26 protein-coding genes, 1 tRNA gene and 1 pseudogene are annotated in these 25,557 nt (G+C 67.4%); 9 read left to right on the forward strand and 19 right to left on the reverse strand.

What is annotated here, in order from left to right; translation table 11 throughout:
- From ABS88_RS11165 to astD, 5 genes are all read right to left on the reverse strand, one after another.
- Positions 1-297, reverse strand: coding sequence for a DUF2849 domain-containing protein (locus tag ABS88_RS11165; RefSeq protein ID WP_067110003.1), 297 nt, complete (start codon positions 295-297; stop codon positions 1-3).
- Positions 285-1,082, reverse strand: coding sequence for a uroporphyrinogen-III C-methyltransferase (gene cobA, locus ABS88_RS11170; protein WP_286749782.1), 798 nt, complete (start codon positions 1,080-1,082; stop codon positions 285-287). The genes ABS88_RS11165 and cobA overlap by 13 nt, the downstream gene beginning before the upstream one ends.
- An 81-nt stretch (positions 1,083-1,163) precedes the next feature.
- Entirely contained in the window at positions 1,164-1,502 is a 339-nt protein-coding gene (locus ABS88_RS11175) for a helix-turn-helix transcriptional regulator (protein WP_156483067.1), read from the reverse strand.
- A gap of 20 nt (positions 1,503-1,522) precedes the next feature.
- Entirely contained in the window at positions 1,523-1,777 is a 255-nt protein-coding gene (locus tag ABS88_RS11180) for a type II toxin-antitoxin system RelE family toxin (protein WP_234002626.1), read from the reverse strand.
- Between the two features lie 48 nt (positions 1,778-1,825).
- Complete coding sequence (gene astD, locus ABS88_RS11185; RefSeq protein WP_286749784.1) at positions 1,826-3,271, reverse strand: succinylglutamate-semialdehyde dehydrogenase; 1,446 nt, start codon at positions 3,269-3,271, stop codon at positions 1,826-1,828.
- A gap of 130 nt (positions 3,272-3,401) precedes the next feature.
- Between astD and ABS88_RS11190 the strand changes: the two genes are divergently transcribed.
- From ABS88_RS11190 to ABS88_RS11205, 4 genes and pseudogenes are all read left to right on the forward strand, one after another.
- Complete coding sequence (locus ABS88_RS11190; RefSeq protein WP_286749786.1) at positions 3,402-4,289, forward strand: alpha/beta fold hydrolase; 888 nt, start codon at positions 3,402-3,404, stop codon at positions 4,287-4,289.
- Positions 4,290-4,333: 44 nt separating this feature from the next.
- Positions 4,334-5,485: a glycosyltransferase gene (locus ABS88_RS11195; RefSeq protein WP_286749836.1), complete on the forward strand. Its 1,152-nt coding sequence runs from the start codon at positions 4,334-4,336 to the stop codon at positions 5,483-5,485.
- 84 nt (positions 5,486-5,569) lie between these two features.
- Positions 5,570-6,973 (forward strand): NAD(P)H-dependent flavin oxidoreductase, encoded by a 1,404-nt coding sequence (locus ABS88_RS11200; protein WP_286749788.1) that lies wholly within the window; start codon positions 5,570-5,572, stop codon positions 6,971-6,973.
- Between the two features lie 60 nt (positions 6,974-7,033).
- Positions 7,034-7,335, forward strand: a pseudogene (locus ABS88_RS11205) (GIY-YIG nuclease family protein).
- 112 nt (positions 7,336-7,447) lie between these two features.
- Here ABS88_RS11205 and ABS88_RS11210 read toward each other — a convergent pair.
- The gene (locus ABS88_RS11210) at positions 7,448-8,446 is read right to left on the reverse strand and encodes a 2-hydroxyacid dehydrogenase (protein WP_212597271.1); all 999 of its coding nucleotides are present in this window, start codon (positions 8,444-8,446) and stop codon (positions 7,448-7,450) included.
- 128 nt (positions 8,447-8,574) lie between these two features.
- Here ABS88_RS11210 and ABS88_RS11215 point away from each other — a divergent pair, with 128 nt between their 5' ends.
- Both ABS88_RS11215 and ABS88_RS11220 read left to right on the forward strand, forming a co-directional pair.
- Positions 8,575-9,033: an SH3 domain-containing protein gene (locus ABS88_RS11215; RefSeq protein ID WP_067110053.1), complete on the forward strand. Its 459-nt coding sequence runs from the start codon at positions 8,575-8,577 to the stop codon at positions 9,031-9,033.
- A gap of 72 nt (positions 9,034-9,105) precedes the next feature.
- Positions 9,106-10,089 (forward strand): phosphatase PAP2 family protein, encoded by a 984-nt coding sequence (locus ABS88_RS11220; protein ID WP_286749792.1) that lies wholly within the window; start codon positions 9,106-9,108, stop codon positions 10,087-10,089.
- 68 nt (positions 10,090-10,157) lie between these two features.
- On the opposite strand, the gene ABS88_RS11225 is transcribed toward ABS88_RS11220, so the two are convergent.
- On the reverse strand, positions 10,158-10,580 hold the full coding sequence (locus ABS88_RS11225) for an RcnB family protein (protein WP_067110026.1): 423 nt from the start codon (positions 10,578-10,580) through the stop codon (positions 10,158-10,160).
- Positions 10,581-10,965: 385 nt separating this feature from the next.
- Positions 10,966-12,153 carry an acetyl-CoA C-acyltransferase gene (locus ABS88_RS11230; RefSeq protein WP_286749796.1) on the reverse strand — a complete coding sequence of 396 codons (1,188 nt, stop codon included), beginning with the start codon at positions 12,151-12,153 and terminating at the stop codon, positions 10,966-10,968.
- A 303-nt stretch (positions 12,154-12,456) separates the two neighbouring features.
- On the opposite strand from ABS88_RS11230, the gene ABS88_RS11235 reads away from it, so the two are divergent.
- Both ABS88_RS11235 and ABS88_RS11240 read left to right on the forward strand, forming a co-directional pair.
- Positions 12,457-13,911: a coniferyl aldehyde dehydrogenase gene (locus ABS88_RS11235; protein ID WP_067110038.1), complete on the forward strand. Its 1,455-nt coding sequence runs from the start codon at positions 12,457-12,459 to the stop codon at positions 13,909-13,911.
- Positions 13,912-14,025: 114 nt separating this feature from the next.
- A tRNA-Leu gene (locus ABS88_RS11240) sits at positions 14,026-14,112 on the forward strand.
- Between the two features lie 512 nt (positions 14,113-14,624).
- On the opposite strand, the gene hemN is transcribed toward ABS88_RS11240, so the two are convergent.
- The 10 genes from hemN to ccoN are packed head-to-tail and all read right to left on the reverse strand — an operon-like array spanning position 14,625 to position 23,946.
- Positions 14,625-15,938 (reverse strand): oxygen-independent coproporphyrinogen III oxidase, encoded by a 1,314-nt coding sequence (gene hemN / locus ABS88_RS11245; protein WP_286749799.1) that lies wholly within the window; start codon positions 15,936-15,938, stop codon positions 14,625-14,627.
- Positions 15,939-15,970: 32 nt separating this feature from the next.
- Positions 15,971-16,195 (reverse strand): hypothetical protein, encoded by a 225-nt coding sequence (locus ABS88_RS11250; protein ID WP_067107790.1) that lies wholly within the window; start codon positions 16,193-16,195, stop codon positions 15,971-15,973.
- On the reverse strand, positions 16,192-16,338 hold the full coding sequence (gene ccoS / locus ABS88_RS11255; protein ID WP_067107787.1) for a cbb3-type cytochrome oxidase assembly protein CcoS: 147 nt from the start codon (positions 16,336-16,338) through the stop codon (positions 16,192-16,194). The genes ABS88_RS11250 and ccoS overlap by 4 nt, the downstream gene beginning before the upstream one ends.
- Positions 16,335-18,452 (reverse strand): heavy metal translocating P-type ATPase, encoded by a 2,118-nt coding sequence (locus tag ABS88_RS11260; protein ID WP_286749803.1) that lies wholly within the window; start codon positions 18,450-18,452, stop codon positions 16,335-16,337. The genes ccoS and ABS88_RS11260 overlap by 4 nt, the downstream gene beginning before the upstream one ends.
- Positions 18,449-18,895, reverse strand: a complete 447-nt coding sequence (locus ABS88_RS11265) for a FixH family protein (RefSeq protein WP_212597264.1) — start codon at positions 18,893-18,895, stop codon at positions 18,449-18,451. The genes ABS88_RS11260 and ABS88_RS11265 overlap by 4 nt, the downstream gene beginning before the upstream one ends.
- The gene (gene ccoG, locus ABS88_RS11270) at positions 18,892-20,415 is read right to left on the reverse strand and encodes a cytochrome c oxidase accessory protein CcoG (RefSeq protein WP_286749806.1); all 1,524 of its coding nucleotides are present in this window, start codon (positions 20,413-20,415) and stop codon (positions 18,892-18,894) included. The genes ABS88_RS11265 and ccoG overlap by 4 nt, the downstream gene beginning before the upstream one ends.
- Positions 20,402-21,367, reverse strand: a complete 966-nt coding sequence (gene ccoP, locus ABS88_RS11275; protein WP_067107778.1) for a cytochrome-c oxidase, cbb3-type subunit III — start codon at positions 21,365-21,367, stop codon at positions 20,402-20,404. The genes ccoG and ccoP overlap by 14 nt, the downstream gene beginning before the upstream one ends.
- Entirely contained in the window at positions 21,357-21,530 is a 174-nt protein-coding gene (locus ABS88_RS11280; protein ID WP_067107775.1) for a cbb3-type cytochrome c oxidase subunit 3, read from the reverse strand. Before ABS88_RS11280 ends, ccoP begins: the two co-directional genes overlap by 11 nt.
- Positions 21,527-22,276, reverse strand: coding sequence for a cytochrome-c oxidase, cbb3-type subunit II (ccoO, locus tag ABS88_RS11285; RefSeq protein ID WP_067107773.1), 750 nt, complete (start codon positions 22,274-22,276; stop codon positions 21,527-21,529). Before ccoO ends, ABS88_RS11280 begins: the two co-directional genes overlap by 4 nt.
- A gap of 11 nt (positions 22,277-22,287) precedes the next feature.
- Positions 22,288-23,946 (reverse strand): cytochrome-c oxidase, cbb3-type subunit I, encoded by a 1,659-nt coding sequence (gene ccoN, locus ABS88_RS11290; RefSeq protein WP_067107770.1) that lies wholly within the window; start codon positions 23,944-23,946, stop codon positions 22,288-22,290.
- A 229-nt stretch (positions 23,947-24,175) separates the two neighbouring features.
- Between ccoN and ABS88_RS11295 the strand changes: the two genes are divergently transcribed.
- Entirely contained in the window at positions 24,176-24,847 is a 672-nt protein-coding gene (locus tag ABS88_RS11295; RefSeq protein ID WP_067107767.1) for an OmpW/AlkL family protein, read from the forward strand.
- Here the strand turns inward: ABS88_RS11295 and ABS88_RS11300 are convergent, their stop codons facing one another.
- The gene (locus tag ABS88_RS11300; RefSeq protein WP_067107764.1) at positions 24,848-25,543 is read right to left on the reverse strand and encodes a Crp/Fnr family transcriptional regulator; all 696 of its coding nucleotides are present in this window, start codon (positions 25,541-25,543) and stop codon (positions 24,848-24,850) included.
- Positions 25,544-25,557 lie beyond the last annotated feature (14 nt).

Here is a 25,557-nt window from a genome sequence, read left to right on the forward strand (position 1 = left end):
TCAGATCACCCAGTCGCCGGCCACCGGATCGGCGGGCTTCAATGTCAGGTCGGGGCGCACGGTCGGGCCGCGCGCGCGGATGCGGTCCTTGATATGCGCGGGGCGCGGTCCCTTGGCGGTGTCCACCGCGTCGATCAGATAGCCGCCGTTGACGCGGCGCGCGCCATCCTCGGCCGACAGGATCGCCTCGCCGTGTTCGCCGACATCGGCGGCGTCCTCGACATGGATCGACCAGCCGCGGCCGGTCCACCAGATCACGGCGCCCGTCTTCAGATCGTTTCCGGTCAAGAGTCGCATGCCATATCCTTCAATGAAGCAATCAGTCCCGGTGTGCCGAGGCAGTCGAGCGCGTCGGCGCGCGCCGCGACCTTGCCGACGATAATCAGCGCGGGGCTGGCGACCCGTTCGCGCGCGACGAGATCGCCGAGGTCGGTGAGCAGGGTGCGCAGCACGCGCGCATCGGCGGTGGTGCCGCGCTCGATCACCGCGACCGGCAGGCCGGGCGAGACCCCGTCTGCGATCAGCTTGTCGGCGATCGCCGAGGCGGTCGCGAGCCCCATATAGATGACGAGGGTGCGGCCGTGACCCGCGAGACCCGACCAGTCCTGATCGGTCAGATTCTTGCACTGACCGGCGACGAAGCTGACCGCGCTGGCATCCTCGCGGTGGGTGAGGGGGAGGCCGGCCTGAGCGGCGCAGCCCGCCGCGGCGGTAATGCCGGGAACGACCTCGCAGGCGATGCCCGCGTCGCGTGCCGCGTCGAGTTCCTCGCCGCCGCGCCCGAAGATGAAGGGGTCGCCGCCCTTCAGCCGCACGACCCGCCGCCCCGCGCGCGTCTCGCGGATCAGCAGCGCGTTGATCGCCTCCTGCTTCATCGTGTGGCGGCTGCGTTGCTTGGCGACCGAGATGCGCTCGACGTGCGGCGGGATCAGCGCGAGCACGCCCGCACCGACCAGCCCGTCGTGAACGATCAGGTCGGCGCTTTCGAGAAGGCGCGCCGCGCGCAGCGTCAGCAGGTCCGGATCGCCCGGACCGGCGCCGACAAGCCACAGCTTGCCCTGGGGGAGAGGATGCTTGTCCATGCCGCCGGTGTGGCCGTCGGCCCGAAAGATGGCAAAGCAGGCTTTTTTTGCTGGGGTGAAGCAAAATTTGCGTATTGAAATTCAGCCTCGCACCAGATCCTCCATTTCGACGCGCAGCGCGCGTGCCAGCCGCGCTATGGTTTCCACCGATCCCCGCTTTCGGCCCGATTCGATATCGGCGATCTGGACCCGGTTGACGCCCGACGCCTGTGCCAGGCCCTGCTGGGTCCATCCGCGCAGATCGCGCCAGACGCGAAGCGGATTTTCGCCGTCAAGGATGCGATCGGCATATTCGGCGGGAACCAGCTCGTCTTCGCCTGCATCAAGACGCGCCTTCGCCCGATCATAGGCGCGAAGGTCGACTAGCTCCTCCGCCGCTTCGCGAAGGCGGTCATATTCGTCTTGCGGGATCGTCACCATCTTGTTCACGCCATCGTCCTTCACTCATAGATGCTGCCGCGCGAGCCGATTTCCAGAACCGCGACAACGACCCCGTCTTCCATGATCACACGCCAGTCGCCGACGCGAAGGCGGACCGCGTCGCGCCCCTTCAAAGCTTTGACATTGTTCGCCAGCGATGCGGGATCGCTTGCATATTGTTCGATCTTCGACCGGATCAATCGCGCCGTATTCGCCGGCATACGGCCCAGCGTCCTGATGGCGGACCGGGTGTAGGCGATGGGCTTCACGCGCACGATGTAGCCCGTGGCTTCATTTCTGTCAATCGCGGGATCGGCCCGCGCTCAGAGAAAACCCTTGCGGATCAGCTTCGACCCTTCGGGATCGCGCAGGCCGATGCCGATCGAGGCGCGCATCGCGTCGCTTTCGGACGACGCCACCGGATAGGCGCAATAGTCCGCGGCGTAGAAGGCGCTCGGCCGGTGATTCCCCGACAGCCCGATGCCGCCGAAGGGCGCGGCGGACGAGGCGCCGTTGGTCGGCCGGTTCCAGTTGATGACGCCGGCGCGGGCATTGGCCCAGAACTGGTCGTAAAGTTGCGGGTTGCCGCCGATCAGCGCCGCCGACAGGCCGAAGTGGGTGTTGTTCGCCTCGGCGATGGCCGCCTCGAAGCTGTCGACGCGAATGACCTGGAGCAGCGGGCCGAACAGTTCGACATCGGGGCGCTCGCGCATGTCGGTCACGTCGATGATGCCGGGGGTCAGGAAGGGGCGACCCTCGACCGGCCGCGTCATGTGGCGGACGACCTGACCGCCGTTGGACATCAGGATCAGGAAGCTCTCGGTCAGGCCGTCGGCCGCCTCATTGTCGATCACCGGCCCCATATAGGGGGCGGGGTCGGCGTGCGGATGATCGACGATCAGCCGGTTTGCGAGCGCCTTGACCTCCTCGATCAGCGCGTCGGCCATGCTGTCCCGGACGATCAGCCGCCGCGCGTTGCTGCACCGCTGCCCGGCGCTGAGGAAGGCCGACTGGACGATCAGGATGGCGGCGGTACGGATGTCCGCGGTGTCCCATGCGACGATCGGGTTGTTGCCGCCCATTTCGAGCGCCAGTATCTTGCCCGGCTGACCGGCGAACTGGCGGCTCAGCGCGACGCCGGTCCGTGCCGATCCGGTGAACAGCAGCCCGTCGATGCCCTCGTGCCCCGCCAGCGCCTTGCCCTGATCGGGGCCGCCGACGATCAGCCGCAGCACCTCTTGCGGTACCCCCGCTTCGTGGAACAGTTCGACCAGCTTCGCGCCGACCGCCGGGGTCTTTTCCGACGGCTTGAACAGCACCGAATTGCCCGCAAGCAGCGCCGGGACGATGTGGCCGTTCGGCAGATGCGCCGGGAAATTATAGGGGCCGAGAACCGCGAGCGTCCCGTGCGGCTTGTGCCGCACCGCGTTGCGCAGGCCCATCGCGCCCTCGATGCGGCGGTTGGGGGTGCGTTCGGCATAGGCCTTGATCGAGATGTCGACCTTGTTCGCGACCGATTCGACTTCGGTGCGCGCTTCCCACAATGGCTTGCCGGTCTCGCGCGCGATCAGGTCGGTGAGCGTCTCTCCCTCCGCCTTCACCCGGTCGGCGAAGCGGCGCAGCGTTTCGGAGCGGAAGGTGAGCGGTTTTGCCGCCCATTCGGGCCAGCCGCGGCGGGCGATCGCGACCTCGGCGTCGACATCGCTGATCGCGCCGCGCCAAAGCTCCGTGCCGGTGGCGGGTTCGAAGGAAAGCAGGGCTTCGCTCATGGTCGCTCGCCTCTTATCGGTGAAAGCCGCCCGCGGCAACCGGCGGCGGCGCGGGATGGCTTGCGCGGCGCGCCGGGTTGGCGATAGACGCAGCAGGGCGTCCGTGCGGACAGGAAGGGGACCCGCCATTTTGGCAAGACAGGATCATCGCCGCGAGTGGGACGACCATTATTGGTGGTCGGCCGACGGCGTCCGGCTGCACGCGCGCCTCTATCCCGGCCCGGAGGAGGCGGCCGCGCTGCCACCGATCCTGTGCATGCCGGGGCTCGCGCGCAACGCCCGCGACTTCGAGGCGGTGGCGCCGCACATGGCGGCGCGGCGGCGCGTGATCGTCGCCGAATTCCGCGGGCGCGGCGAAAGCGCCTATGCGAAGGACCCGATGACCTATGTCCCGCTGACCTATGTTCAGGACATGGTGGCGCTGCTCGACGAACTGGGGATCGGGCGCTTTGCGACCGTCGGGACCTCGCTCGGCGGGCTGGTGTCGATGCTGATGGCGGCGAGCCTGCCGGGGCGGCTGGCCGGCGCGTTGCTCAACGATGTCGGGCCCGAACTCGAAAGCGCCGGGCTCGACCGCATCCGCGACTATATCGGCGTGGGGGGCAGCCAGCCGACGTGGATGCACGCCGCGCGCGCGTTCCGCGACCTGAACCACGCGGTCTTTCCGCACTATGGCATCCACGACTGGCTGCGGCTGACCAAGCGCACCCATCGGCTGACCCCGGAGGGGCGGATCGTCGCCGATTACGACAAGCAGATCGCCGCGCCGCTGCGCCTGCCCGCCGGCGACGGGGTCGACCTGTGGCCCGCCTATCGCGCCTTCGGCGACGCGCCGGTGCTGATCCTGCGCGGGGCGCTGTCGGACATATTGGCGGGAAGCGCGACCGCGAAGATGGCGGCGGCCCTGCCGGGCGCGCGGCTGGTCGAGGTGCCCGGCGTCGGCCATGCCCCGACGATGGACGAACCCGAAGCGCGCGCGGCGATCGACGCGTGGATCGCGGACCTGCCCGCGGCGTGAAGGACCGGCCCGCAATCGCGCGCGAGCGTCCGGTTCGCCCCGCGATCGCGCGCGATCGTCCGGTTCGCATCGTCCACCTCCACTCCAGCTTTTCGCTGGGCGGCAAGGAGGCGCGGGCGGTGCGGCTGATGAACCTGATGGAGGATCGCGCGCGGCACGTCGTGCTGTCGGCGGTGCCCGGCGCGCTCGGCGCGCGCGACGCGATCGCGCCGGGCATCGACGTGCGTTTCCCCGCCGACGCGCCGTCGCTCGCCGGGCGGCCGTCGCTGGCGCGCTACCGCGAGATCGCGCGCTACTTGCAGGATTTCGATCTCGCGCTCAGCTACAATTGGGGCGCCATGGACGGGGTGATGGCGCATCGGCTCCATCGGCGTCGCCTGCCGGGCCTGATCCATCACGAGGACGGGTTCAACGAGGACGAAAGCACGCGGCGCAACCGGAAGCGCAATCTGTTCCGTCGCCTTGCGCTGCGTTCGGCGGAGGCGCTGGTCGTGCCATCGACGCTGCTCCAGCGGATCGCCGCCGCCGAATGGGGCGTTGCCGACCGCACCCGGCTGATCCGCAACGGCATCGACGTCGCCGCCTATGGCCGCGCGCCGGACGTGCCGATCCCCGGCCTCGTCCGGCGTGAGGGCGAGGTGGTGATCGGCACCGTTGCCGGGCTGCGCAAGGTAAAGGACCTGCCCCGCCTCGTGCGCGCGGTGGCGGCGCTGCCGCCGCACGTACGGCTCGCGATCGTCGGCGAGGGGCCGGATCGCGACGCGATCGCCGCGGAGGGGGCGGCGTGCGGCATCGCCGACCGTCTCGTCATGCCCGGTTTCATGGCGCAGCCGGCGCGCTGGATCGGCCATTTCGACCTGCTCGCGTTGTCGTCGCTCAGCGAACAGGCGCCGATCGCAGTGATCGAGGCGATGGCGGCGGGGCTTCCCGTCGTCAGCCCCGATGTCGGCGACGTCGCGGCGATGGTGTCGGACGCGAACCGGCCGTTCGTCGCCGGCGACGAAAGCGCGTTTCGTGCCGCACTGGCGCGGATGGCGGGCGACGGCGCATTGCGGGCGGCCGTCGGCGCGGCGAATCGGCGCGCGGCGGCCGAACGCTTCGACGAATCAACGATGGTCGCGGCCTATGAAAAGCTTTATGCTCGACCGCTGGGTGGATATGGCCTGTTCGGCGGCGAACGGGTCGCGATCGATTGACAAAGGGGGCCGTCTTCCGCTTACGGAAACGGAAAATGGGGGCCGGGGCCGAGCAGGCGGTTGGCCGAGAGAAAGAGGTATAGAGTGTTCAAAGGTTTGAAGCCCATCCTTTACGGCGGCCGTGAAGTCTGGCCGCTGGTCGAGGGGGGCAAGGGCGTGTCGGCGACCAACCACGCCTCCAGCGGCGCCTGGGCTGCAGCGGGCGGGATCGGCACGGTTTCGGCGGTCAACGCCGACAGCTATGATGCGGAGGGCAAGATCGTCCCGCAAGTCTATCGCGCGCTGACGCGGCGCGAGCGGCACGACGAGCTGGTGCAATATGCGATCGACGGCGCGGTCGAGCAGGTGACGCGCGCCCACGACATCGCCGGCGGCCAGGGCGCGATCAACATCAACGTCCTGTGGGAAATGGGCGGGGCGCAGCGCGTGCTCGAAGGCGTGCTCGAACGGACAAAGGGGCTCGTCACCGGCGTCACCTGCGGCGCGGGCATGCCCTACAAGCTCAGCGAGATCGCGGCGCGGCACAATGTCCATTATCTGCCGATCATCTCGTCGGCGCGCGCCTTCCGCGCCTTGTGGAAGCGCGCCTACAACAAGGTCGCCGACCTGATGGCGGCGGTGGTGTACGAGGACCCGTGGCTCGCCGGCGGCCACAACGGCCTGTCGAATGCCGAGGACCCGCTGAAGCCCGAGGATCCCTATCCGCGCGTCAAGGCGCTGCGCGACACGATGCGCGCAGAGGGGATCGCCGACAGCGTGCCGATCGTGATGGCGGGCGGCGTCTGGTATCTGCGCGACTGGGAGGACTGGATCGACAATCCCGAACTCGGCCAGATCGTCTTCCAGTACGGCACGCGGCCGCTGCTGACGCAGGAAAGCCCGATCCCGCAGGCGTGGAAGGATCGCCTGCGCACCCTCGAAGAGGGCGACGTGCTGCTCCACCGCTTTTCGCCCACCGGCTTTTATTCGAGCGCGGTGCGCAACCTCTTCCTGCGCGACCTCGAGGCGCGCTCGGAACGTCAGATTCCGTACTCGAAGCAGCAGGCGGGCGACCATGTCGTCCAGCTCGACGCCGGGGTGAAGGGCAAGAATTTCTGGGTCACCCCGCACGACCGCGACCGCGCGCGGGGCTGGGTCGCCGAAGGCTATACCACCGCGCTCAAGACGCCCGACAACACGGTGGTCTTCGTCACCGAGACCGACAAGGCCACGATCCGCAAGGACCAGGCCGACTGCATGGGCTGCCTGTCGCATTGCGGCTTCTCGTCGTGGAAAGACCATGACGATTATTCGACCGGCTATCTCGCCGACCCACGCAGCTTCTGTATCCAGAAGACGCTGCAGGACATCGCGCACGGCGGCGACGTCGAACAGAATCTGATGTTCGCGGGCCACGCCGCGTTCAATTTCAAGACCGACCCCTTCTACTCGAACAACTTCACCCCGACGGTGAAGGAACTGGTGGACCGCATCCTGACGGGGGATTGAATATGTCCCCGTCATTGCTTCGCTGCGTTTGCAATGATGAGGTTCTATTGGGATAAGACCATGCGCGAACGTCAGCCGGCGGTCTATATCATGGCGAGCCGGCGCAACGGGACGCTGTATACTGGCGTAACCTCGAACTTGGCGCAGCGCGTGTGGCGGCATCGCGAAGGATTGGGCGGCTTTTCCGGTCGTTATGATTGCGGGATGCTTATGTGGTTTGAAATTCATGCAACCATGAATTTGCCATTGCGCGGGAAAAGCAACTTAAAGCTGGCAGCCGCGCGAAGAAACTGGCGCTGATCGAGGCGGAAAATCCGCTCTGGCGCGATTTGTGGCCTGACATTCTCGACGGCAGCGAGTGACACTCTGGATTGCTTCGCTTCGCTCGCAATGACGGTGCGTTACGAAACTCCGTCATTGCGAGGAGCGAAGCGACGAAGCAATCCAGAGCGGCTCAACGCGCCCGTTGGGAAACTACACCCACCCCTCCAGCACCTGGTCCGGCGGCCGGTGGCCGTCGGCCCAGGCGCGGATATTGGCGATGACCTTTTCGCCCGACGCTTCGCGCCCCTCGATCGTGGCCGAGGCGAGGTGCGGCAGCAGTACCGCATTGTCGAGCGTCAGCAGCTCGGGATCGACCACCGGTTCCTGCGCATAGACGTCGAGCCCGGCGCCCGCGATGCGGCGGCTCTTCAGCGCCGCGATCAGCGCCTTTTCGTCGATGATTTCGCCGCGCGCGGTGTTGATGAGATAGGCTGTCGGCTTCATCGCCGCGATCCGCGCCGCGTTCACCATCTCGTGCGTCTCGCTGGTGTGCGGGCAGTGGATCGTCACCACGTCGCTGATCCGCAGCAGCGTGTCGACGCTCGCATGATAGCTCGCGCCCAGTTCGTCCTCGATCGCTTCGGGCAGACGCCTGCGGTTGTGATAGTGGATCGACAGGCCGAAGGCGCGGGCGCGGCGCGCGACCGCCAGCCCGATGCGCCCCATGCCGATGATGCCGAGCAGCTTGCCCCCGACGCGGCGGCCGAGCATCGTGCTGGGCGCCCAGCCTTCCCAGCGGCCCGACCGCATCAGCTTCTCGCCCTCGGCCAGCCGGCGCGGAACCGACAGGATCAGCGCCATCGTCATGTCGGCGGTGTCCTCGGTGAACACGCCGGGGGTGTTCGCGACCATGATGCCCTTCGCGCGCGCCGCGGCCAGGTCGATATGGTCGACGCCGGCACCGAAATTGGCGATCAGCTTCAGCCGCTCGCCCGCCGCCGCGATGATCTCCGCGTCGATGCGGTCGGTCACCGTCGGAACGAGCACGTCGCAATTCTGCACCGCGGCGCGCAGTTCGTCGGTCGTGAAGGCGCGGTCGCGCGCCGAAAGGGTGACGTCGAACAGCTCGGCCATGCGCCCTTCGACGTGCGGCATGAGCTGGCGGGTGACGATGACGCGCGGGCGCCGGGGACGGGAGGAATCGGACATGACCGTCGATAGAGCGTGCCGCGGCGAAGGGGTCAAGAGGGGCGGGCGCGACGAAGCCTGCGGACGAACCGTGCCGCGCATGCCGCGAGCGGTTGAAAAAGCGGGCGGAGTTTGACAAGGCATCGGCCATGAAAAGCCGCCAGATTCTCGCTGTGCTGGCGCTGGTGGCCGTCGTCGGCCCCGCCGCCGCCCAGTCCGACCCGCAACTGCCCTATTGGGCCTCGATCAGCGTCGACGAGGCGCGGATGCGCAAGGGGCCGTCGCCCGACGTGCCGGTGATCTGGGAATATCGCCGCAGGGACTTGCCGGTGAAGGTGATCGCGCGGCACGAACTGTGGCGCAAGGTCGAGGACCCCGACGGCACCCGCGGCTGGATGGCGGCGCGGCTGCTCAGCCGGACGCGCACCGCGATCGTCACCGGCGGAACCCGCCCGATGCGCGAATCGCCGAACGAATCCGCGCCCGTCGCCTATCGTGCCGAAGCCGGCGTCGTCGGCCGGATCAGCGATTGCCGCGACGGCTGGTGCCGCTTCGACGTCAAGGGTCGTCGCGGCTGGATCGAAACCGCCCATATCTGGGGCGATTGATTTTCGCGCACGTGCGGTCGATCGGGGCCGCCATTAATCGAATTTTATGCGCGTGCCGCTAACAGGCGGACCATGAGCGCATCCCTCCATCGTGAACCCGAATCACAGGGTTTCGACGACGCGTCCTGGCTGCTCATCGGGCTCTGCCTGCTGTTCCTGATCGCTTTCCAACTTGCTGCGCCTTTCGCTTTCGCGGCGAACGGCTTCGGCGGATCGGCCGCGATGATCGGCCTGCTGTGGACCACCGACCGCTTCTATACCCGCTATCGCGTCCGCCCGGCCTTTGCCGCGCTGGTCACGTCGGTCATGCTGATCATCCTCTTCTCGATCGTCGGCGGCATCCTCAGCTATCTGGTCGCCGCGCAGGGCGGGGCGCTCTGGGATGCGCGGCTTCAGCGCTGGGACCTGGCGCTCGGCTTCGACTGGCTCGGCTATGCGCGCTGGGTCAACGACCATCCGACGCTCGCCACCCTCTATCGCTGGGCCTATGTCAGCATGATCCCGCAGCTTCTGGTAATGGTGCTCGCGCTGACCGCCACGAACCGGCTGCGCGAGATGCGGATCGCGATATGCGCCGCGATCCTCGCGGGGCTGGCGGCGGTGCTGCTTTCGGGCCTGACGCCGGCGGTCGGCAATTATATCCACCTGAACCTCGGTCCCGGCGATCTGCCGAACCTCCGGCCCGCGGCCGCCGTCGTCCACTACGCCGACTTGACGGGGCTGCGCGACGGCAGCCTGCGGCTGATCGACGTGACGCGGATCGAGGGGATCATCACCTTTCCCAGCTATCATTCCGCGCTCGGCGCGATCTTCATCTGGGGATTTGCGCAGCTGGGCCGTGCCGGATGGGCGGGGATGCTGTGGGCGGGCCTGATGCTGCTGGCGACGCCGATCGACGGCGCGCATTATCTGGTCGACGTTCTCGCGGGGATCGCGCTTGCCGCGGCGGCGCTGATCGCGGCCGGTCGGCTGGTGCGCCGCCCGTGGCTCCGGCCGGTTGCCAAAGCCGTCGGCGGCAAGGCCCCGCTGCCGGCGCCCTCGACCCTTCCGGCCTGACCTTCTCGGTCAGGACAAGGAAAAAGGGCCGGGCGCGAACGCCCGACCCTTCGCCCGCCCGCCGGTGATCAGCGCCAGCGGAAGTGGTTGCGGTAAACCTTCATCACCTTGCCGCTGCGCACATTGACCAGCAACAGGTCGTTGTAGTGGCGGACATAGGCGAGGTTGCGGCCCGCACGCGGCACGCCCCAGCGGCTGTCGTAATTCAGGCGATAGGCCGGCGCGTAATAGTTGGAACGCAGCGTCGAACCGGCGCGGAACTGCTGATATTTGAACGGGGCGCGCCAGTTCTGATAGCGATTGTCGCGGCGCCAGTCGCGGACGTCCTGGCGATATTCGCGCTTCGCATCGCGCACGTCGCGCTGGTTGCCGTGCGTCTGCGCATAGCGGATGTCCTGCCGGTCGCGGCGCAGTTCGTGGGTCTGGGCCTGCGCCATCGCGGGAACCATCATCGCGGCAATCAGGCCGGCGGTGAGAATTTTATTCTTCATGGTGCCATTCCTTTGATCGGTCACGGGGGAGGGGATCTGCCCGATGACAGGGAAAGGATTAGGCGAGTCGGTTTGAACGAACCCGGAATGCCGCGTTTATCTTCGGCTCATCAGTGTCGCAGTTTGTCGCGGTCGAATGGCGGGAGGAGCGAAGCGCCGCGGCAATCCAGAGCGGGCGGCCGCCCCTCTGAATTGCTTCCCCCCGGATCAGCCCCGCAATTATCCCTTTTCGACCGGCAACCGGTCCCCGGCGAAAGCCGGGGTCCATGCGGGGCGGTGCCATGCCATCTGGACCCCGGCTTTCGCCGGGGAACAGGCCCCTACTTGCCTTAAGGATATATATGTCGATCAGGTCGGGGGTCGCAAAGACGAAGTCTATGCCCTGTCAGACCAGTTCGACCGCCACCGCCGTGGCCTCGCCGCCGCCGATGCACAGGCTCGCGATGCCGCGCGTCTTGCCGTGACGCTGGAGCGCCGCGATCAGCGTCGTGATGATCCGCGTGCCGCTCGCGCCGATCGGGTGGCCGAGCGCGGTCGCGCCGCCATGGACGTTGATCTTGTCGTGCGGAATGCCCAGGTCGTGCATCGCGAACATCGCGACGCAGGCGAAGGCCTCGTTGACCTCGAACAGGTCGACATCGGCGATCGACCAGCCCGCTTTTTCGAGCACCTTGTTGATCGCGCCGACCGGGGCGACGGTGAAATCCTTGGGCTCCTGCGCGTGTGCGGCGTGGGCGACCAGCTTCGCGACCGGCTTCGCGCCCTTCGCATCGGCGACCGACTGGCGCGTCAGAACGACTGCGGCGGCGCCGTCGGAAATCGACGAGCTGGTCGCGGCGGTGATCGTGCCGTCCTTGGCGAAAGCGGGGCGCAGCGTCGGAATCTTGTCGGGGTTGCCCTTGCCGGGCTGTTCGTCGGTGTCGACGACGACTTCGCCCTTGCGCGTGTTCAGCGTCACCGGGGTAATCTCCGTGGCGAAGGCGCCGCCCGCGATCGCCGCCTGCGCGCGCTTCAGCGATTCGATCGCATAATCGTCCTGCGCCTGCCGGCTGAGCTGATAGGCGTCGGCGGTGTCCTGTGCGAAGGTGCCCATCGCGCGGCCCGCCTCATAGGCATCCTCGAGGCCGTCGAGGAACATATGGTCATAGGCGGTATCGTGGCCGATCCGCGCGCCCGAGCGATGCTTCTTGAGCAGATAGGGCGCGTTGGTCATCGATTCCATGCCGCCCGCGACGACCAGGTCGATGCTGCCTGCCGCCAGCGCCTCGGCGCCCATGATCACGGTCTGCATGCCCGAACCGCACACCTTGTTGACGGTGGTCGCCTGCACCGACTTGGGCAGGCCCGCCTTGATCGCCGCCTGCCGCGCCGGCGCCTGGCCCAGCCCGGCGGGGAGGACGCAGCCCATGTAGATACGCTCGACATCGTCGCCCTTCACCCCGGCGCGCTCGACCGCCGCCTTGACCGCGGTCGCGCCCAGATCGGTCGCGCTGGCGTCCGACAGCACGCCCTGCATGCCGCCCATCGGGGTGCGGGCATAGGAAAGAAAGACGACGGGATCGGTTGCGGTCATGATGCGAGACTCCGGTGGAAAAGGTCGGAAGCCGGTCTAGCGGAAATGCTGCACTTGCGAAAGAGGGGCTCGGCGAAGTCCGAGATCGGTCTTCAATCATCATCTTCATGCCGCGCTTGCGGGACTTTGTGGCTTTAAGCCGCTTACTGGCGCTGGAGCAAAGCGCCCGTAACCTGAATTTCAGCGTAAAGTTCGCGGTTTTCCGACCTTACGTTCGGTCGGGCGCGCGTCAGGCGGGTTTCATCTTGCAACCCGCCGCGCGGCATGGTCAATTGCCGCCCGCAAGTCATAGGGGAGACGGTCATGGCCACCGCCATCAAGCAGGATATCGCCGGCGAAGCCGCCCGCATGCAGCAGGTCCTCGCCGCGCAGAAGGCGAGCTTCACCGCCGCCATGCCCGAAAGCCTCGCGGTGCGCCGCGACCGCATCGATCGCGCCATCGCGCTGCTCGTCGATCATGCGGAGGATTTCGCCAAGGCGGTCAGCGAGGATTTCGGCCATCGCAGCCGCGAGCAGACGCTGATGACCGACATCATGCCCTCGGTCAGCGCGCTCAAGCATGCGAAGAAGCATCTCGCGAACTGGGCGAGGGGGGAGAAGCGCAAGCCGACCTTCCCGCTCGGCCTGCTCGGCGCGAAGGCCGAGGTCATGTACCAGCCCAAGGGCGTCGTCGGCGTCGTGAGCCCGTGGAACTTCCCGATCGGCATGGTGTTCGTGCCGATGGCCGGCATCCTCGCCGCGGGCAATCGCGCGATGATCAAGCCGAGCGAGTTCACCGAGAATGTCTCGACGCTGATGGCGCGGCTCGTTCCCGACTATTTCGACGAAAGCGAGATGGCGGTGTTCACCGGCGATGCGGAGGTCGGCATCGCCTTCTCGAAGCTCGCCTTCGACCATCTGATCTTCACCGGCGCGACGAGCGTCGGACGGCACATCATGCGCGCCGCCGCCGAAAATCTGGTGCCGGTGACGCTCGAACTCGGGGGCAAGTCGCCGACCTTCATCGGGCGCAGCGCGAACAAGGACCTGGCGGGACAGCGCGTCGCGATGGGCAAGCTGATGAACGCCGGACAGATCTGCCTCGCGCCCGACTATCTGCTCGTTCCCGACGATCAGGAGGCGGCGGTGATCGACGGCGTCGCCAAGGGGGCGGCCGCGCTCTATCCGACCCTGCTCGCCAACGACGACTACACCTCGGTCGTCAACACGCGCAATTACGACCGGCTGCAATCCTACCTTGCCGATGCGCGCGACAAGGGCGCCGAGGTGATCGAGGTCAACCCGGGGAACGAGGATTTCGCCAGTTCGAACGGCCACAAGATGCCGCTCCACATCGTCCGCGGCGCGACCGACGAGATGAAGGTGATGCAGGAAGAGATTTTCGGCCCGATCCTGCCGGTGCGCACCTATCGGACGATCGACGATGCCATCGACTATGTGAATGCGCACGACCGTCCGCTCGGCCTCTATTATTTCGGCCAGGACCGGAGCGAGGAGGAGCGCGTGCTCACCCGCACCATCTCGGGCGGCGTCACCGTCAACGACGTGCTGTTCCACAACGCGATGGAGGATCTGCCCTTCGGCGGGGTCGGACCGTCGGGGATGGGCAATTACCACGGGGTCGATGGCTTCCGCACCTTCAGCCACGCGCGTGCCGTCTATCGTCAGCCCAAGTTCGATGTCGCGGGGCTGGCGGGCTTCAAGCCGCCCTATGGCAAGGCGACCGAAAAGACGCTGGCGCGCGAACTTAAGAAATAGGGACATACGGCGCGCCGGCCGAGGCGTCGCGGGGCCAACGATAGGCTATGGCCATCCCCCGCGCGCATCCTTATAGGGGCGAATCTGTCGATCGGCCCGCCGGGCGGTCGCCGTGCGGGTGTGGCGGAATTGGTAGACGCAGCGGATTCAAAATCCGCCTCTGGCAACAGAATGCCGGTTCGAGTCCGGCCACCCGTACCAGCTTTTTCGTGATTGTCAGAGCATCGAGCCTTAAATCTGACCCATCGTCCAGTTCGTGTCGAGCGCAGTCGAGACACCCATCAGCGTGGCGCAAGGCCGATGGGTGTCTCGACTGCGCTCGATACGAACGGATATAGGGGCGTTGCGGGTTTATGGCACGCTGCTCTAAATCTGAACCGTTGCCCTGAGCTTGTCGAAGCCTGTCCTGAGCGTATGCAAGGCAGTCGAAGGGGGCGGTCCTTTTTTTGGCGCCGCAACAAAAGGGACGGTGCTTCCCCAGGATCAGGTCGGCAATCATCTCCTTCCGACAGGTGAGCGTTCCCCGGCGAAAGCCGGGGTCAATGCGAGGCAGGCGCACGTAGCTGGACCCCGGCTTTCGCCGGGGATCACCGGCGTTCTTGTCTCAAGGGTATAAACGCCGACGTGATCCGGAGTCAGCACGAACGGCAGAAAATGGATGCTGAAACGAGTTCAGCATGACGAACGGATGAGGTAGCGCGTCGAAACCCGACTTAGACCGCCGAGCTGAACCGGCGTGGCGAATGCTGGCGATAGGGGTCGAAGGCCGCCGCGATGCTTCGGGCGTAGGGCAGACCCTCGGGCGGAATCGCGACCGCGCCATGGTCGAACGTGCACAGCCCGGCCTCGACATAGGGTGCCAGCCGTTCCCACGCCTCGTCGACCAGCGGCTTGTCGGCCCGGGCCCGCCCGTGGCAGAGCAATTCGCTGATGACAGCGCCGCGCCGGCGATCCTCGATGTCGCGCGCCTTGCCGAGCGCGATGGGCAGGATGTCGTGCGACAACAGCATGCGATAACGCCCCGAATTCTTTTCATTCTGCGCGAGCAGCGAGGGAAAGCTGCTGATCGCCGACGCGCCGAGACCGATCAGCGCCGGCGCGCCGTCGTCGGTGAAGCCCTGGAAATTGCGCCGCAGCCGCCCGGCGCGCGCCGCCTGCGCGATCGGATCGTCGGGCAGGGCGAAATGATCGAAACCGATCGGGACATAACCCGCCTCGACCAGCGTCCGATGGCCGAGCGCCGCCATGCGGAACCGCTCGGCTTGCCCTGGCAGCGCGCTGTCGTCGATGCGCCGCTGGCGCGGGATCAGGTGCGGGACGTGGGCATAGCCGAACAGCGCGATGCGGTCGGCACCGAAGCGCACCGTGCGGTCGAGCGTATCGGCCAGATCGTCCTGCGTCTGCCCCGGCAGTCCGTACATCAGGTCGAAGTTGAGCGATCGGATGCCGCCGCCGCGCAATGTCTCGACGCTCGCCTCGATCGTCTCGACCGGCTGGATGCGGCCTATCGCGGCCTGCAGATGCGGGGCGAAGGTCTGGACGCCGAGGCTGGCCTGCGTCGCGCCGACCCCCGCGACGACATCGCCCCAAGTCGGCGACATCGCACGCGGATCGAGTTCGATCGAGATGGTCGGATCGTCGAGCGGGAAATGGATGACCAACGCTTCCATCAGGTGGATGAAATCGGTCGGCGCGATCGCATTCGGACTGCCGCCGCCAAAGGCGATGCGGCGCACCCGCGTGCTCGCGGGCAGCAATCCGGCGACCAGTGCGATCTCGCGGTGCAGCGCGGTCAGATAGCTGGTCAGCCGCTGCGCCTTGTTGGCGGCGCCCGTGTTGCAGCCGCAATACCAGCAGATATGCTCGCAATAGGGGATATGGAGATAGAGCGAGACGTCGCCGGTCGCGGTGGCGACCGCTTCGGCGAACCGGTCGGGACCGACGTCGGGGGTGAACTCCGCCGCCGTCGGAAAGCTGGTGTAGCGCGGGACCGGCGTTGCGAGCAGATCGGGATGATAGGGCCACATGCAGGCGCTTGTCGCCGAAGACGGGCGGGCTGTCATTGCGCCCGGTCAATTTGCTTGCGCGAACGGCTGTTGTGGCACCCCTTCGCGCAGCAGGGCGCGGGCGTGTCGCCCGACGGCGCCTGGCCGCCGAGCGGCACCGACGTCGCGCCGCCGCCGCAAAGCATGACCGCCAGCATTCGCTGCGACGTGCCCGGCAACGGCCCGGTCATCGCCGGGATCAGCGCCGACAGCGCGAAGAGCAGCGGGCTGGGCGTCATATGTCTTCCTCGTCGATCAGGATGCGCGCCGCAGAGCCGTCGGGATCGTCGAACTGGCCGTTCCGAAGCGCCCAGAAGAAGGCGCCGAGGCCGAGCAGGCCGAGCGCGAGCGCCGCGGGAATCAGGATAGCAAGGCCGGTCATCGCGCGACCCTCGCCAGACGCAGCGAATTGCCGACGACGATCAGCGAACTGATCGACATCGCCAGCGCGGCGATCAGCGGCGTCACCAGCCCCGCGATGGCGAGCGGCACCGCGAAGACGTTGTAGAGGATCGCCAGCGCGAAATTCTGCCGCACGATGCGCATCGTCGCGCGCGATGCGCGCACGGCGCGGGGCAGGGCGATCAAAGAATCCTGCACGAAGACGAGGTCGGACGCCTGCAATCCGACATCGCTGGCCGTGCCCGGCGCGATCGAGGCGTCGGCGGCGGCGAGCGCCGGGCCGTCGTTGAGCCCGTCGCCGACCATCAGCACATGGTGTCCGGAGGCGCGCAGCCGGGCGATCGCCGCCTGCTTGTCGGCGGGCGTCGCGCTCGCCTGCGCCGTCAGGCCGGTCTCGCGCGCAACCTCGGCGACCGCGGCGATGTTGTCGCCCGACAGGATCGAGCATTCGACGCCGAGCGCGCGCAGTCCGGCGAGTGCTTCCGCCGCATCGGGACGCAGCCGGTCGCTGCAGACGATCAGCCGGGCGGGGGCGCCGTCTATGTCGAGCACCACGGCGGTGCCGGTCGCCTGTTCGGGGCGGCGCAAGGCCACCGCGCCATCGTCATGATGCGCGAACACGCCTTCGCCGGGTCGCTCCTCGACGCCCCACAGGCTAGCGGCGCGGACGCCGCGGGCCGCAAGCGCACCGGCCAGCGCGCGCGACAGCGGGTGGCGGCTGTGCGACGCCAGCGCGAGCGCGATTCCGGCCTCGGTCGGCGGCAGCGCATCGAGCGCGGCCGGATCGGGCGTCAGGCGCCCCAGCGTCAGCGTTCCCGTCTTGTCGAGCAGCGCGCGGTCGATGGTCGCAAGCCGTTCGAGCGCCGAGCCGTCCTTGACCATCAGCCCCGCCCGCATCAGCGCGCCGCTCGCCACGACCTGCGCCACCGGCACCGCAAGGCCGAGCGCGCAGGGACAGGTGATGATCAGCACCGCGACGCCGATGACCAGCGCCTCGTACAGGCTCGCCCCCCCGATCAGCCAGCCGATCACCGAGACGGCGGCGAGCGTGTGGACCGCGGGCGCATAGAGGCGCGATGCCCGGTCGGCGATGCGGACGTAGCGCGACCGGCTCTGCGTCGAGGCTTCCATCAGCCGCGCGATCTCGGCGAGCGTCGTGTCCTGCCCGGCATGGCTGACGCGCACGTCGACCGGCGCGTCGAGGTTGAGCGTGCCCGCGAGCGCGGCATCGCCGCGATGCAGCGCGATCGGCGCACTTTCGCCGGTCAGCAGCGACTGGTCGAAGCGGCTCTGACCCGCGACGATCTCTCCGTCGGCGGCGAGCCGTTCGCCCGCCGCGACGCGCATCACCATGCCGGCGGCGAGCTCGTCGGCCTTGCGCCATGCCAGCGTGCCGTCTGCGGCGACCACCGTCGCGCCCTGCGCCGCCTGGCGGATCAGCGCATCGACACCGGCGCGCGCCTTGTCGCGCATCATCGCGTCGAGCACCCGCCCCGCGAGCAGGAAGGTCAGTAGCATCAGCACGCCGTCGAACCACGCATGCTCGCCGCCGACGGCGGTCTCGTAGAAGCTGAGGCCGGTAGCGATCAGGACGCCGATCGAGATCGGCACGTCCATGTTGGTGCGCCCGTGCCGCAGCACGCGCCATGCCGAGGCGAAGAAGGGGCGTCCGGCGTAGGCGACCGCGGGGATCGCGATCGCCGCCGAAATCCAGTGGAACAGCGATCGCGTCGCGCCGTCGGCGCCCGACCAGATGCTGACCGACAGCAGCATGACGTTCATCGCGGCGAAGCCCGCGACCGCGAACGGGGCGAGCAGCGGCTTCACCGCCGACAGATTGGGTGCGAGTTCGTCGCGGCGCGGCTGCGCCTCGAACCCCAGCACTGCAAGTGCATCGACCAGATCGCGTTCCTCGACGCGGTCGCCGTGCGCGACGGTCACCGTGCGCGCCGACAGGTTGACGCGTGCGCCCGAAACGCCGGGCAGAGTGCTCAGCCCGCGTTCGACCTTGCTCATGCAACCGGCGCAATGCATCCCCGGCACCGCGAGCACGGTGCGCAGCGGCGCGACGTCGGGGCGCGGCTGTGCGCTCATTGCAGTGCTTCTTCGCGGCGCCAGCGTTGTGCGCCGTCGGCGACCGCGAGGCGCAGCGTCCACCGGCCCTCCGGAACGGTTTCGTGCGACAGATAGCGGCCCTCGCCGATCGCCTCGAAGCGGAGCGCCCGGTCGGGCAGGCGGCCGAGCGGATGACGCGCGACGCCGGCCACGCTGGCCTCCGCACCCGGTCCTTTCAGTGTCACGAGCAGCCGGCCGTCGGGGCGCCACGCGGTCACCGCGTCCCAGCCGAGCGCGCGCTCCGCCTCCGCATCGTCGAGCCACTTGTTGAAATGCTGGCTCGCGACATAGCTGTTCTCGACCACGATGCCGCCGAAGGTCGAGGCGGCATAGCGCGCCATGACGACGTTGACCGCGATGATCGTGCCGAAGAAGCCGACGAGGACGAGCGCCATGTGGCGGCCGGTGAAGGGGCGGTTCATGGATTGACCTCCGGCGCTTCGAAGCGCGTTTCGCTGCTGTCCCGCTCGCCGCGCTCGTCGAGCGAACGGACGGCGAAGGTGATCGCCTGCGCCGGCGTGTCGCGCGGTGCGACGACATAGAGGCGCAGCGGCTGGGTCGCGTCGGCGGGGACGGTCAGGGTCAGCGACTGCGCCGCGTCGGCGCGGTCCATCTCGTCGGTCCACATCATGGCGCCCCGGACGCCGTCGATCGTGATCGCCATGTCGCGCGGACGGCTTTCCATGTTGCGCAGCTTGATCGTGTAGGCGTTGCGGACGCTGCCGTCGCTGAGCAGCATGAAGGGCGGGTTGCGGTCGGGCGCGACCGAAATGTCGGTGCGCGTCCGCGCGCCGAGCAGGAACAGCAGCCCGAGGCCGATCCCGCACCAGGCGAGGAAATAGACGATGGTGCGCGGACGCAGCAGCGTCTTCCACGCCGGACGCGGCGTTTCGCCGGCTGCCTCACGCTTGCAGTCGTCGAGCGTCGCATAGTCGATCAGTCCGCGCGGCCGCCCGATCTCGCCCATCACCCGGTCGCACGCGTCGATGCACAATGCGCAGGTGATGCAGCCGATCTGCGGCCCCTCGCGAATGTCGATTCCGGTCGGGCAGACCGCGACGCACTGGTTGCAATCGATGCAGTCGCCGAACGCCCCCGGGTCCTTCGCCGCCTTCTTGACGCTGCCGCGCGGCTCCCCGCGCCAGTCCTTGTAGGTGACGATCAGCGATTTCTCGTCGAGCATCGCGGTCTGGATGCGCGGCCACGGGCACATGTATATGCACACCTGCTCGCGCATGAAACCGCCGAGGGTGAAGGTCGTCGCGGTCAGGATGGCGACGGTCGCGTAGGCGACGGGCGCGGCGTCGCCGGCCCAGAAGTCGCGCGTCAGCGTCGGTGCATCGGCGAAATACATGATCCATGCGCCGCCGGTCCAGAAGCTGATGACCAGATAGATCGTCCATTTGATCGCGCGCTTCGCGATCTTCTCGGCGGTCCACGGCCCGTTGGCCAGCCGGATCTGCGCGTTGCGGTCGCCGTCGATCAGGCGGTCGACATGCTGGAACAGGTCGGTCCAGACGGTCTGCGGGCAGCTATAGCCGCACCAGGCGCGCCCGACGGCACTGGTGACGAGGAACAGGCCGATGCCGGCCATGATCAGCATGCCGGCGACGAAATAGAATTCGTGCGGCCATATCTCGATCCCGAACATGTAGAAGCGGCGATGCGCGAGATCGACGAGCACCGCCTGATCGGGCGCATAGGGGCCGCGGTCCCAGCGGATCCATGGTGTGATGTAGTAAATGCCCAGGGTGACGAACATCACCAGCCATTTGAAGCGGCGGAACGGGCCTTGCACCTTCTGCGGGTAGACGCCCCGGCGCTTTTCGTAGAGCTGCGGCTCGTTCTCGGGCGGCGGTGGCGGCGTGCGTTGCTTGCGGGACGATGCACGCAGCGCCGCGGCGTCCGCCGCGAGTACGGACAGGGGGTCAGGGCCGGACATCGCCCGCCTCTTGCGGCACCGCGCCGGCCTGCGCCGCGGCGGTTTCGCCGGGCGCCGCAGCGGTGGCCGCAAAGGCTTCGCCGCCTCCCAGCGAATGGACATAGGCCGCCAGCATCTTGATCGTCACCGGATCGAGCCGTCCGCCCCACGCGGGCATCACGCCGAGCCGCGCGTTGCTGATCTGCTGCACGACCTGCGCCTTCGATCCGCCATAAAGCCATATGGCGTCGGCCAGGTTGGGGGCGCCGAACTGGCGATCGCCCTTGCCGTCGGCGCCGTGGCACGCCGCGCAATTGTCGGCGAAGATCTGTGCGCCGGTCGCATTCGGTTTTGCCCGGCCCGACAGGCTCAGCACATGGTCGGCGACCGCCGAAATCTGTCCGTCGGTCAGCATCTGGTCGCGGCCGAAGGCAGGCATCAGGCTGGTGTGCGTATCCTTGCCGCCCGGCTGGCGCGTGCCATGGATGATCGTATATTCGATCTCCTTCAGGTTGCCGCCCCACAGCCAGTCGTCGTCGTTGAGGTTCGGATAGCCGATCGAACCCGCCGCGCCGGCACCGTGGCACTGGACGCAATTGACCTTGAAGGCGGCGCGTCCGCCCGCAACGGCGGCGCGCATCAGCGCCGGATCGTCGGGCAGTTTCTCGATCGGCATGTCGGCGAGCGCCGCGACGGTCGCGGCGCGCGCCTTGTCCTGTTCCGCGATCTCGGTCGCGAGTTGTCCGCGGCTCGACCAGCCGAGCACGCCCTCGGTCGCGCGATCGATCATCGGCCAGGCGGGATAGGCGATCACATAGGCGATGCCCCAGACGATCGTGGCGTAAAAGGCCCAGAGCCACCAGCGCGGCATCGGCGTGTCGAGTTCCTCGATGCCGTCCCATTCGTGGCCGACGGTCTGCGTGCCCGTCGCTTCGTCCAGGCGGCTACCGGATGCGAGCTTGTCATTCGCCATCTTTGTCGTCCTTGAAAATCGCCTCGGCGGCTTCCTGATTGCGCGACCGGGCGCCGGGCCGGAAGGGCCATGCGCACAGGATCACGAACACGACCAGCATCGCGAGCAGCCCCCAGCTGTCGGCGAGGTGGCGCAGCGTTTCATAGGTCGAATGATCGTTCATCGGCCCTTCTCCGACGCCAGCTCTTCCTGCGCCGCCGCGCTGTTCACGTCGACCAGCGTGCCGAGCATCTGGAGATAAGCGACCAGCGCATCCATCTCGGTGACGCGGCCGGGGTTGCCGTCGAAATCGCGAATCTGCGCCTTGGGATAGCGCTTCGCGAGGTCGCCGGCGTCGGCATCGGGGTCGGCCTGCGCGCGCAGGTCGGCTTCGGCCTGCTCGATGTCGGCCTTCGTATAGGGCACGCCGACCTTGCGCAGCGCTTCCAGCCGCGCGGCGGGGTCGCCGACCTTCAGTTCCTTCTCGGCGAGGAAGGCGTAGGGCGGCATGATGCTTTCGGGCACGACAGACCGCGGGTCCTTGAGGTGCTGGACGTGCCATTCGTCCGAATAGCGGCCGCCGACGCGCGCAAGGTCGGGCCCGGTGCGCTTCGACCCCCACTGGAACGGGTGGTCGTACATGCTTTCCGCGGCGAGGCTGTAGTGGCCATAGCGCTCGACCTCGTCGCGGAACGGACGGATCATCTGGCTGTGGCAGGTATAGCAGCCCTCGCGGACATAGATGTCGCGCCCCGCCTGTTCGAGCGGCGTATAGGGACGCATCCCCTTCACCTTCTCGATCGTGTTGTCGATCCAGAACAGCGGTGCGATCTCGACGATGCCGCCGATCGCCACCGCGATGAAGGCGAAGACGCCGAGCAGGGTGACGTTGCGTTCCAGCTTCTTGTGATGTTGGGTGACACTGGCCATGGCGACTATCCTTATTCGGCCGGGGCGGGCGCGATCGGGCGATCGGCGGCCGCGTCATAGGGAGCGGAGGACATCGGGGCCTCCTCGCGCTGGCGACCCTGGATCGTGCGCCAGACGTTGACGACCATCAGCACGCCGCCCGCGAGGTAGAGCACGCCGCCGAACGCGCGGAGCAGATACATCGGGTGCAGCGCGGCGACCGTGTCGACGAAGCTGTTCACCAGATAGCCGTCGGCGCCATATTCGCGCCACATCAGCCCCTGGGTCACGCCGGCAACCCACATGGCCGAGGCATAGAAGACGATCCCCAGCGTCGCGAGCCAGAAGTGCCAGTTGACCATGCGCAGGCTATAGAGCCGCTCGCGGTTCCACAGCCGCGGAACGAGGTAGTAGACCGCGGCGAAGGTGATCATCCCGTTCCAGCCGAGTGCGCCGGCGTGGACATGGCCGATCGTCCAGTCGGTATAGTGCGACAGCGAGTTGACGACCTTGACGCTCAGCATCGGGCCCTCGAACGTCGCCATGCCATAGAAGGCGAGGGCGACGACCATCATGCGGATGATCGGGTCGGTGCGTACCTTGTCCCACGCGCCGTTCAGCGTCATCAGCCCGTTGATCATGCCGCCCCAGCTCGGCATCCACAGGATGACGGAGAAGACCATGCCCAGCGTCTGCGCCCAGTCGGGCAGCGCGGTATAGTGCAGGTGGTGCGGGCCCGCCCAGATGTAGAGGAAGATCAGCGACCAGAAGTGCAGGATCGACAGGCGATAGCTGTAGATCGGCCGCTGCGCCTGCTTGGGCACGAAATAATACATCATCGCGAGGAAGGGCACGGTCAGGAAGAAGGCGACCGCATTGTGCCCGTACCACCACTGGACCAGCGCATCCTGCACGCCGGAGAAGGCCGAGTAGGACAGCGATCCCGTCCACGACACCGGCACCGCCAGATTGTTGAGGATGTGCAGCATCGCGATGGTGATGATGAACGACAGGTAGAACCAGTTCGCCACATAGATATGCGGCTCCTTGCGCTTCAGCAGCGTGCCGACGAACACCGCGCCATAGAGGACCCAGACGATCGTCAGCCACAGGTCGACATACCATTCGGGCTCGGCATATTCGCGCGACTGCGTGATGCCGAGGACATAGCCGCTCGCCGCGAGCACCAGGAACATCTGATAGCCCCAGAAGACGAAGCGGGCGATCCCGGGGAAGGCCAGCCGCGCACGGCAGGTGCGTTGCACGACGTAGAAGCTCGTTGCGATCAGCGCGTTGCCGCCGAAGGCGAAGACGACCGCAGAGGTATGCAGCGGCCGCAGCCGCCCGAAGGTCGTGTATTCAAGGCCGAGGTTCAGCGCCGGAAAGGCAAGCTGCAGGGCGATGTAGAGGCCGACCAGGAAACCGACGATGCCCCAGAAGACGGTCGCGAGCACGCCCCAGCGCACCGGATCGTCGTCATAGGTTGTCTCGCCCGACGGCATCCGCAGGACGCCGCGCGCGATCGTGCTGTAATCCGCCTTGGAGACGCCGATCGCCATGATGACCAGTGCCGTGAAGGCGACGATCGTCATGTGGATCGAGAAGCCGGCGTCCTTCGCGGTGGCCGCGGCCACCAGGGCCACCAGCATCACGGCGATCCAGATGCCGCCGCGCGCTACGACTTTGTCCATGAATCTTACCCCTACTGAACGGGGCCGCCCTGCGCCCCGCCTGTCGGTGAAACATTGATCCGGATCAATTATCAAGCCGGGAACGACCAATATTTCGCGCCGCTTCGGCGGGGCGGAACCCTTTTTGCGCAGGATCAATGTCGCGGGTCGTGAAGCGGCGCAGCAGGCCGCCGCGCCATAATCACCCTGGGCCGCGAAGGGCGGCCGCTATGGCGCACGGAGACTATCCATGCGTAAGCTTCCCCTCCTGCTGGCAACCGCTGCCTTCGCCGCGGCCGTCCAGCCCGCCCATGCTCAGGAAGGGCAGGGCCGGTTGCAGGTCAAGCTGCTGGCGACGGGCGTGCTGCCCGACGGCAAGATCGACAAGGTGCGCACCGACCTGATCGGCCTCCCCGCGGGCACGCAGACCAGCGCGAACGACAATGTCGTCCCGACGCTGGCGATCGAATATTTCGTCTCGCCCGCCGTGTCGGTCGAAACCATCTGCTGCATGACGCAGCATGACGTCGACGGAACCGCGGGGCTTCCTGGCGCCGAACTGGTGTCCAACGCAAAGCTGGTGCCCGCGACCGTCACGGTCAAATATCATTTCAATCCCGGCGGCGTGTCGCCCTATGTCGGGGCGGGGCCGGCCTATTTCCTGTTCTTCAAGGAAAAGCCCGGCGCCGCGACGCGCACGCTCGGCGCGACGCGCTTCGACATGTCGAACGAACTCGGCTTCGCTCTGCAGGCGGGCGTCGATATTCCGGTGAATGACACCGGGCTTGCGGTCAGCCTCGATGCCAAGCGCTATTTCATCGACACCAATGCGCGCTGGTTCGCCGGCACCACGAAGGTGCTGGAAACGCGCCACCAGCTCGACCCGTGGGTGATCAGCGCCGGGGTCGCCCTGCGCTTTTGATCAGCCGGCGAGCGCCTTCAGCTCCGCGCGGTCGCGAATGACGACCGCGCGGCGCGATGGCAGGTCGACGATTCCGTCGCGCTTCAGCTTGGTGAACTGACGGCTGACGGTCTCGATCGTCAGCCCCAATATATCGCCCACCTGCTGGCGCGAGAAGGGCAGGTCGAACCGGTCGAGCGGCTGGTCGGGCGTGTCGCAGCCCGGATCGACGAGCCGTTCCGACATGTCGAGCAGGAAGGTCGCGACCCGTTCCTCGGCATTCTTGCGTCCGAGCAGCAGCATCCAGCGCCGCGTCCGGTCGAGTTCGGTCAGCGTGCGCTGGAGCAGCTTGTGTTCAAGCGCGGGGTGGCGGCTCGCGAAGCCATCGAAATCGGTGCGCGAAAAGACGCAGACCTTCGCTTCGGTCATCGCCGTCACCGAATGCGGCGTCGTGGCGCCGAACGGCCGGCCGATGAAGTCCGAAGGATAGACGACGCCGACGATCTGCTCGCGCCCGTCCTCGGTACCGGTGGACAATTTGAGCACGCCTTCGACGACGTTGGCGACGAGGACGGACTCGCTGTCCTCCCAGATCAACGACTCTCCCGGCTCCAGCGTGCGGCGACGACCGATCGCGTTGAGCGCCTCGACCTCGACGGAGTCGAGCGCAGCGCATATCGACCGGTTGCGGACGACGCAGGCATCGCAAGAATTCATGATTTAAAGGTACC

The sequence above is a fragment of the Sphingopyxis sp. SCN 67-31 genome (genome assembly GCF_001725095.1).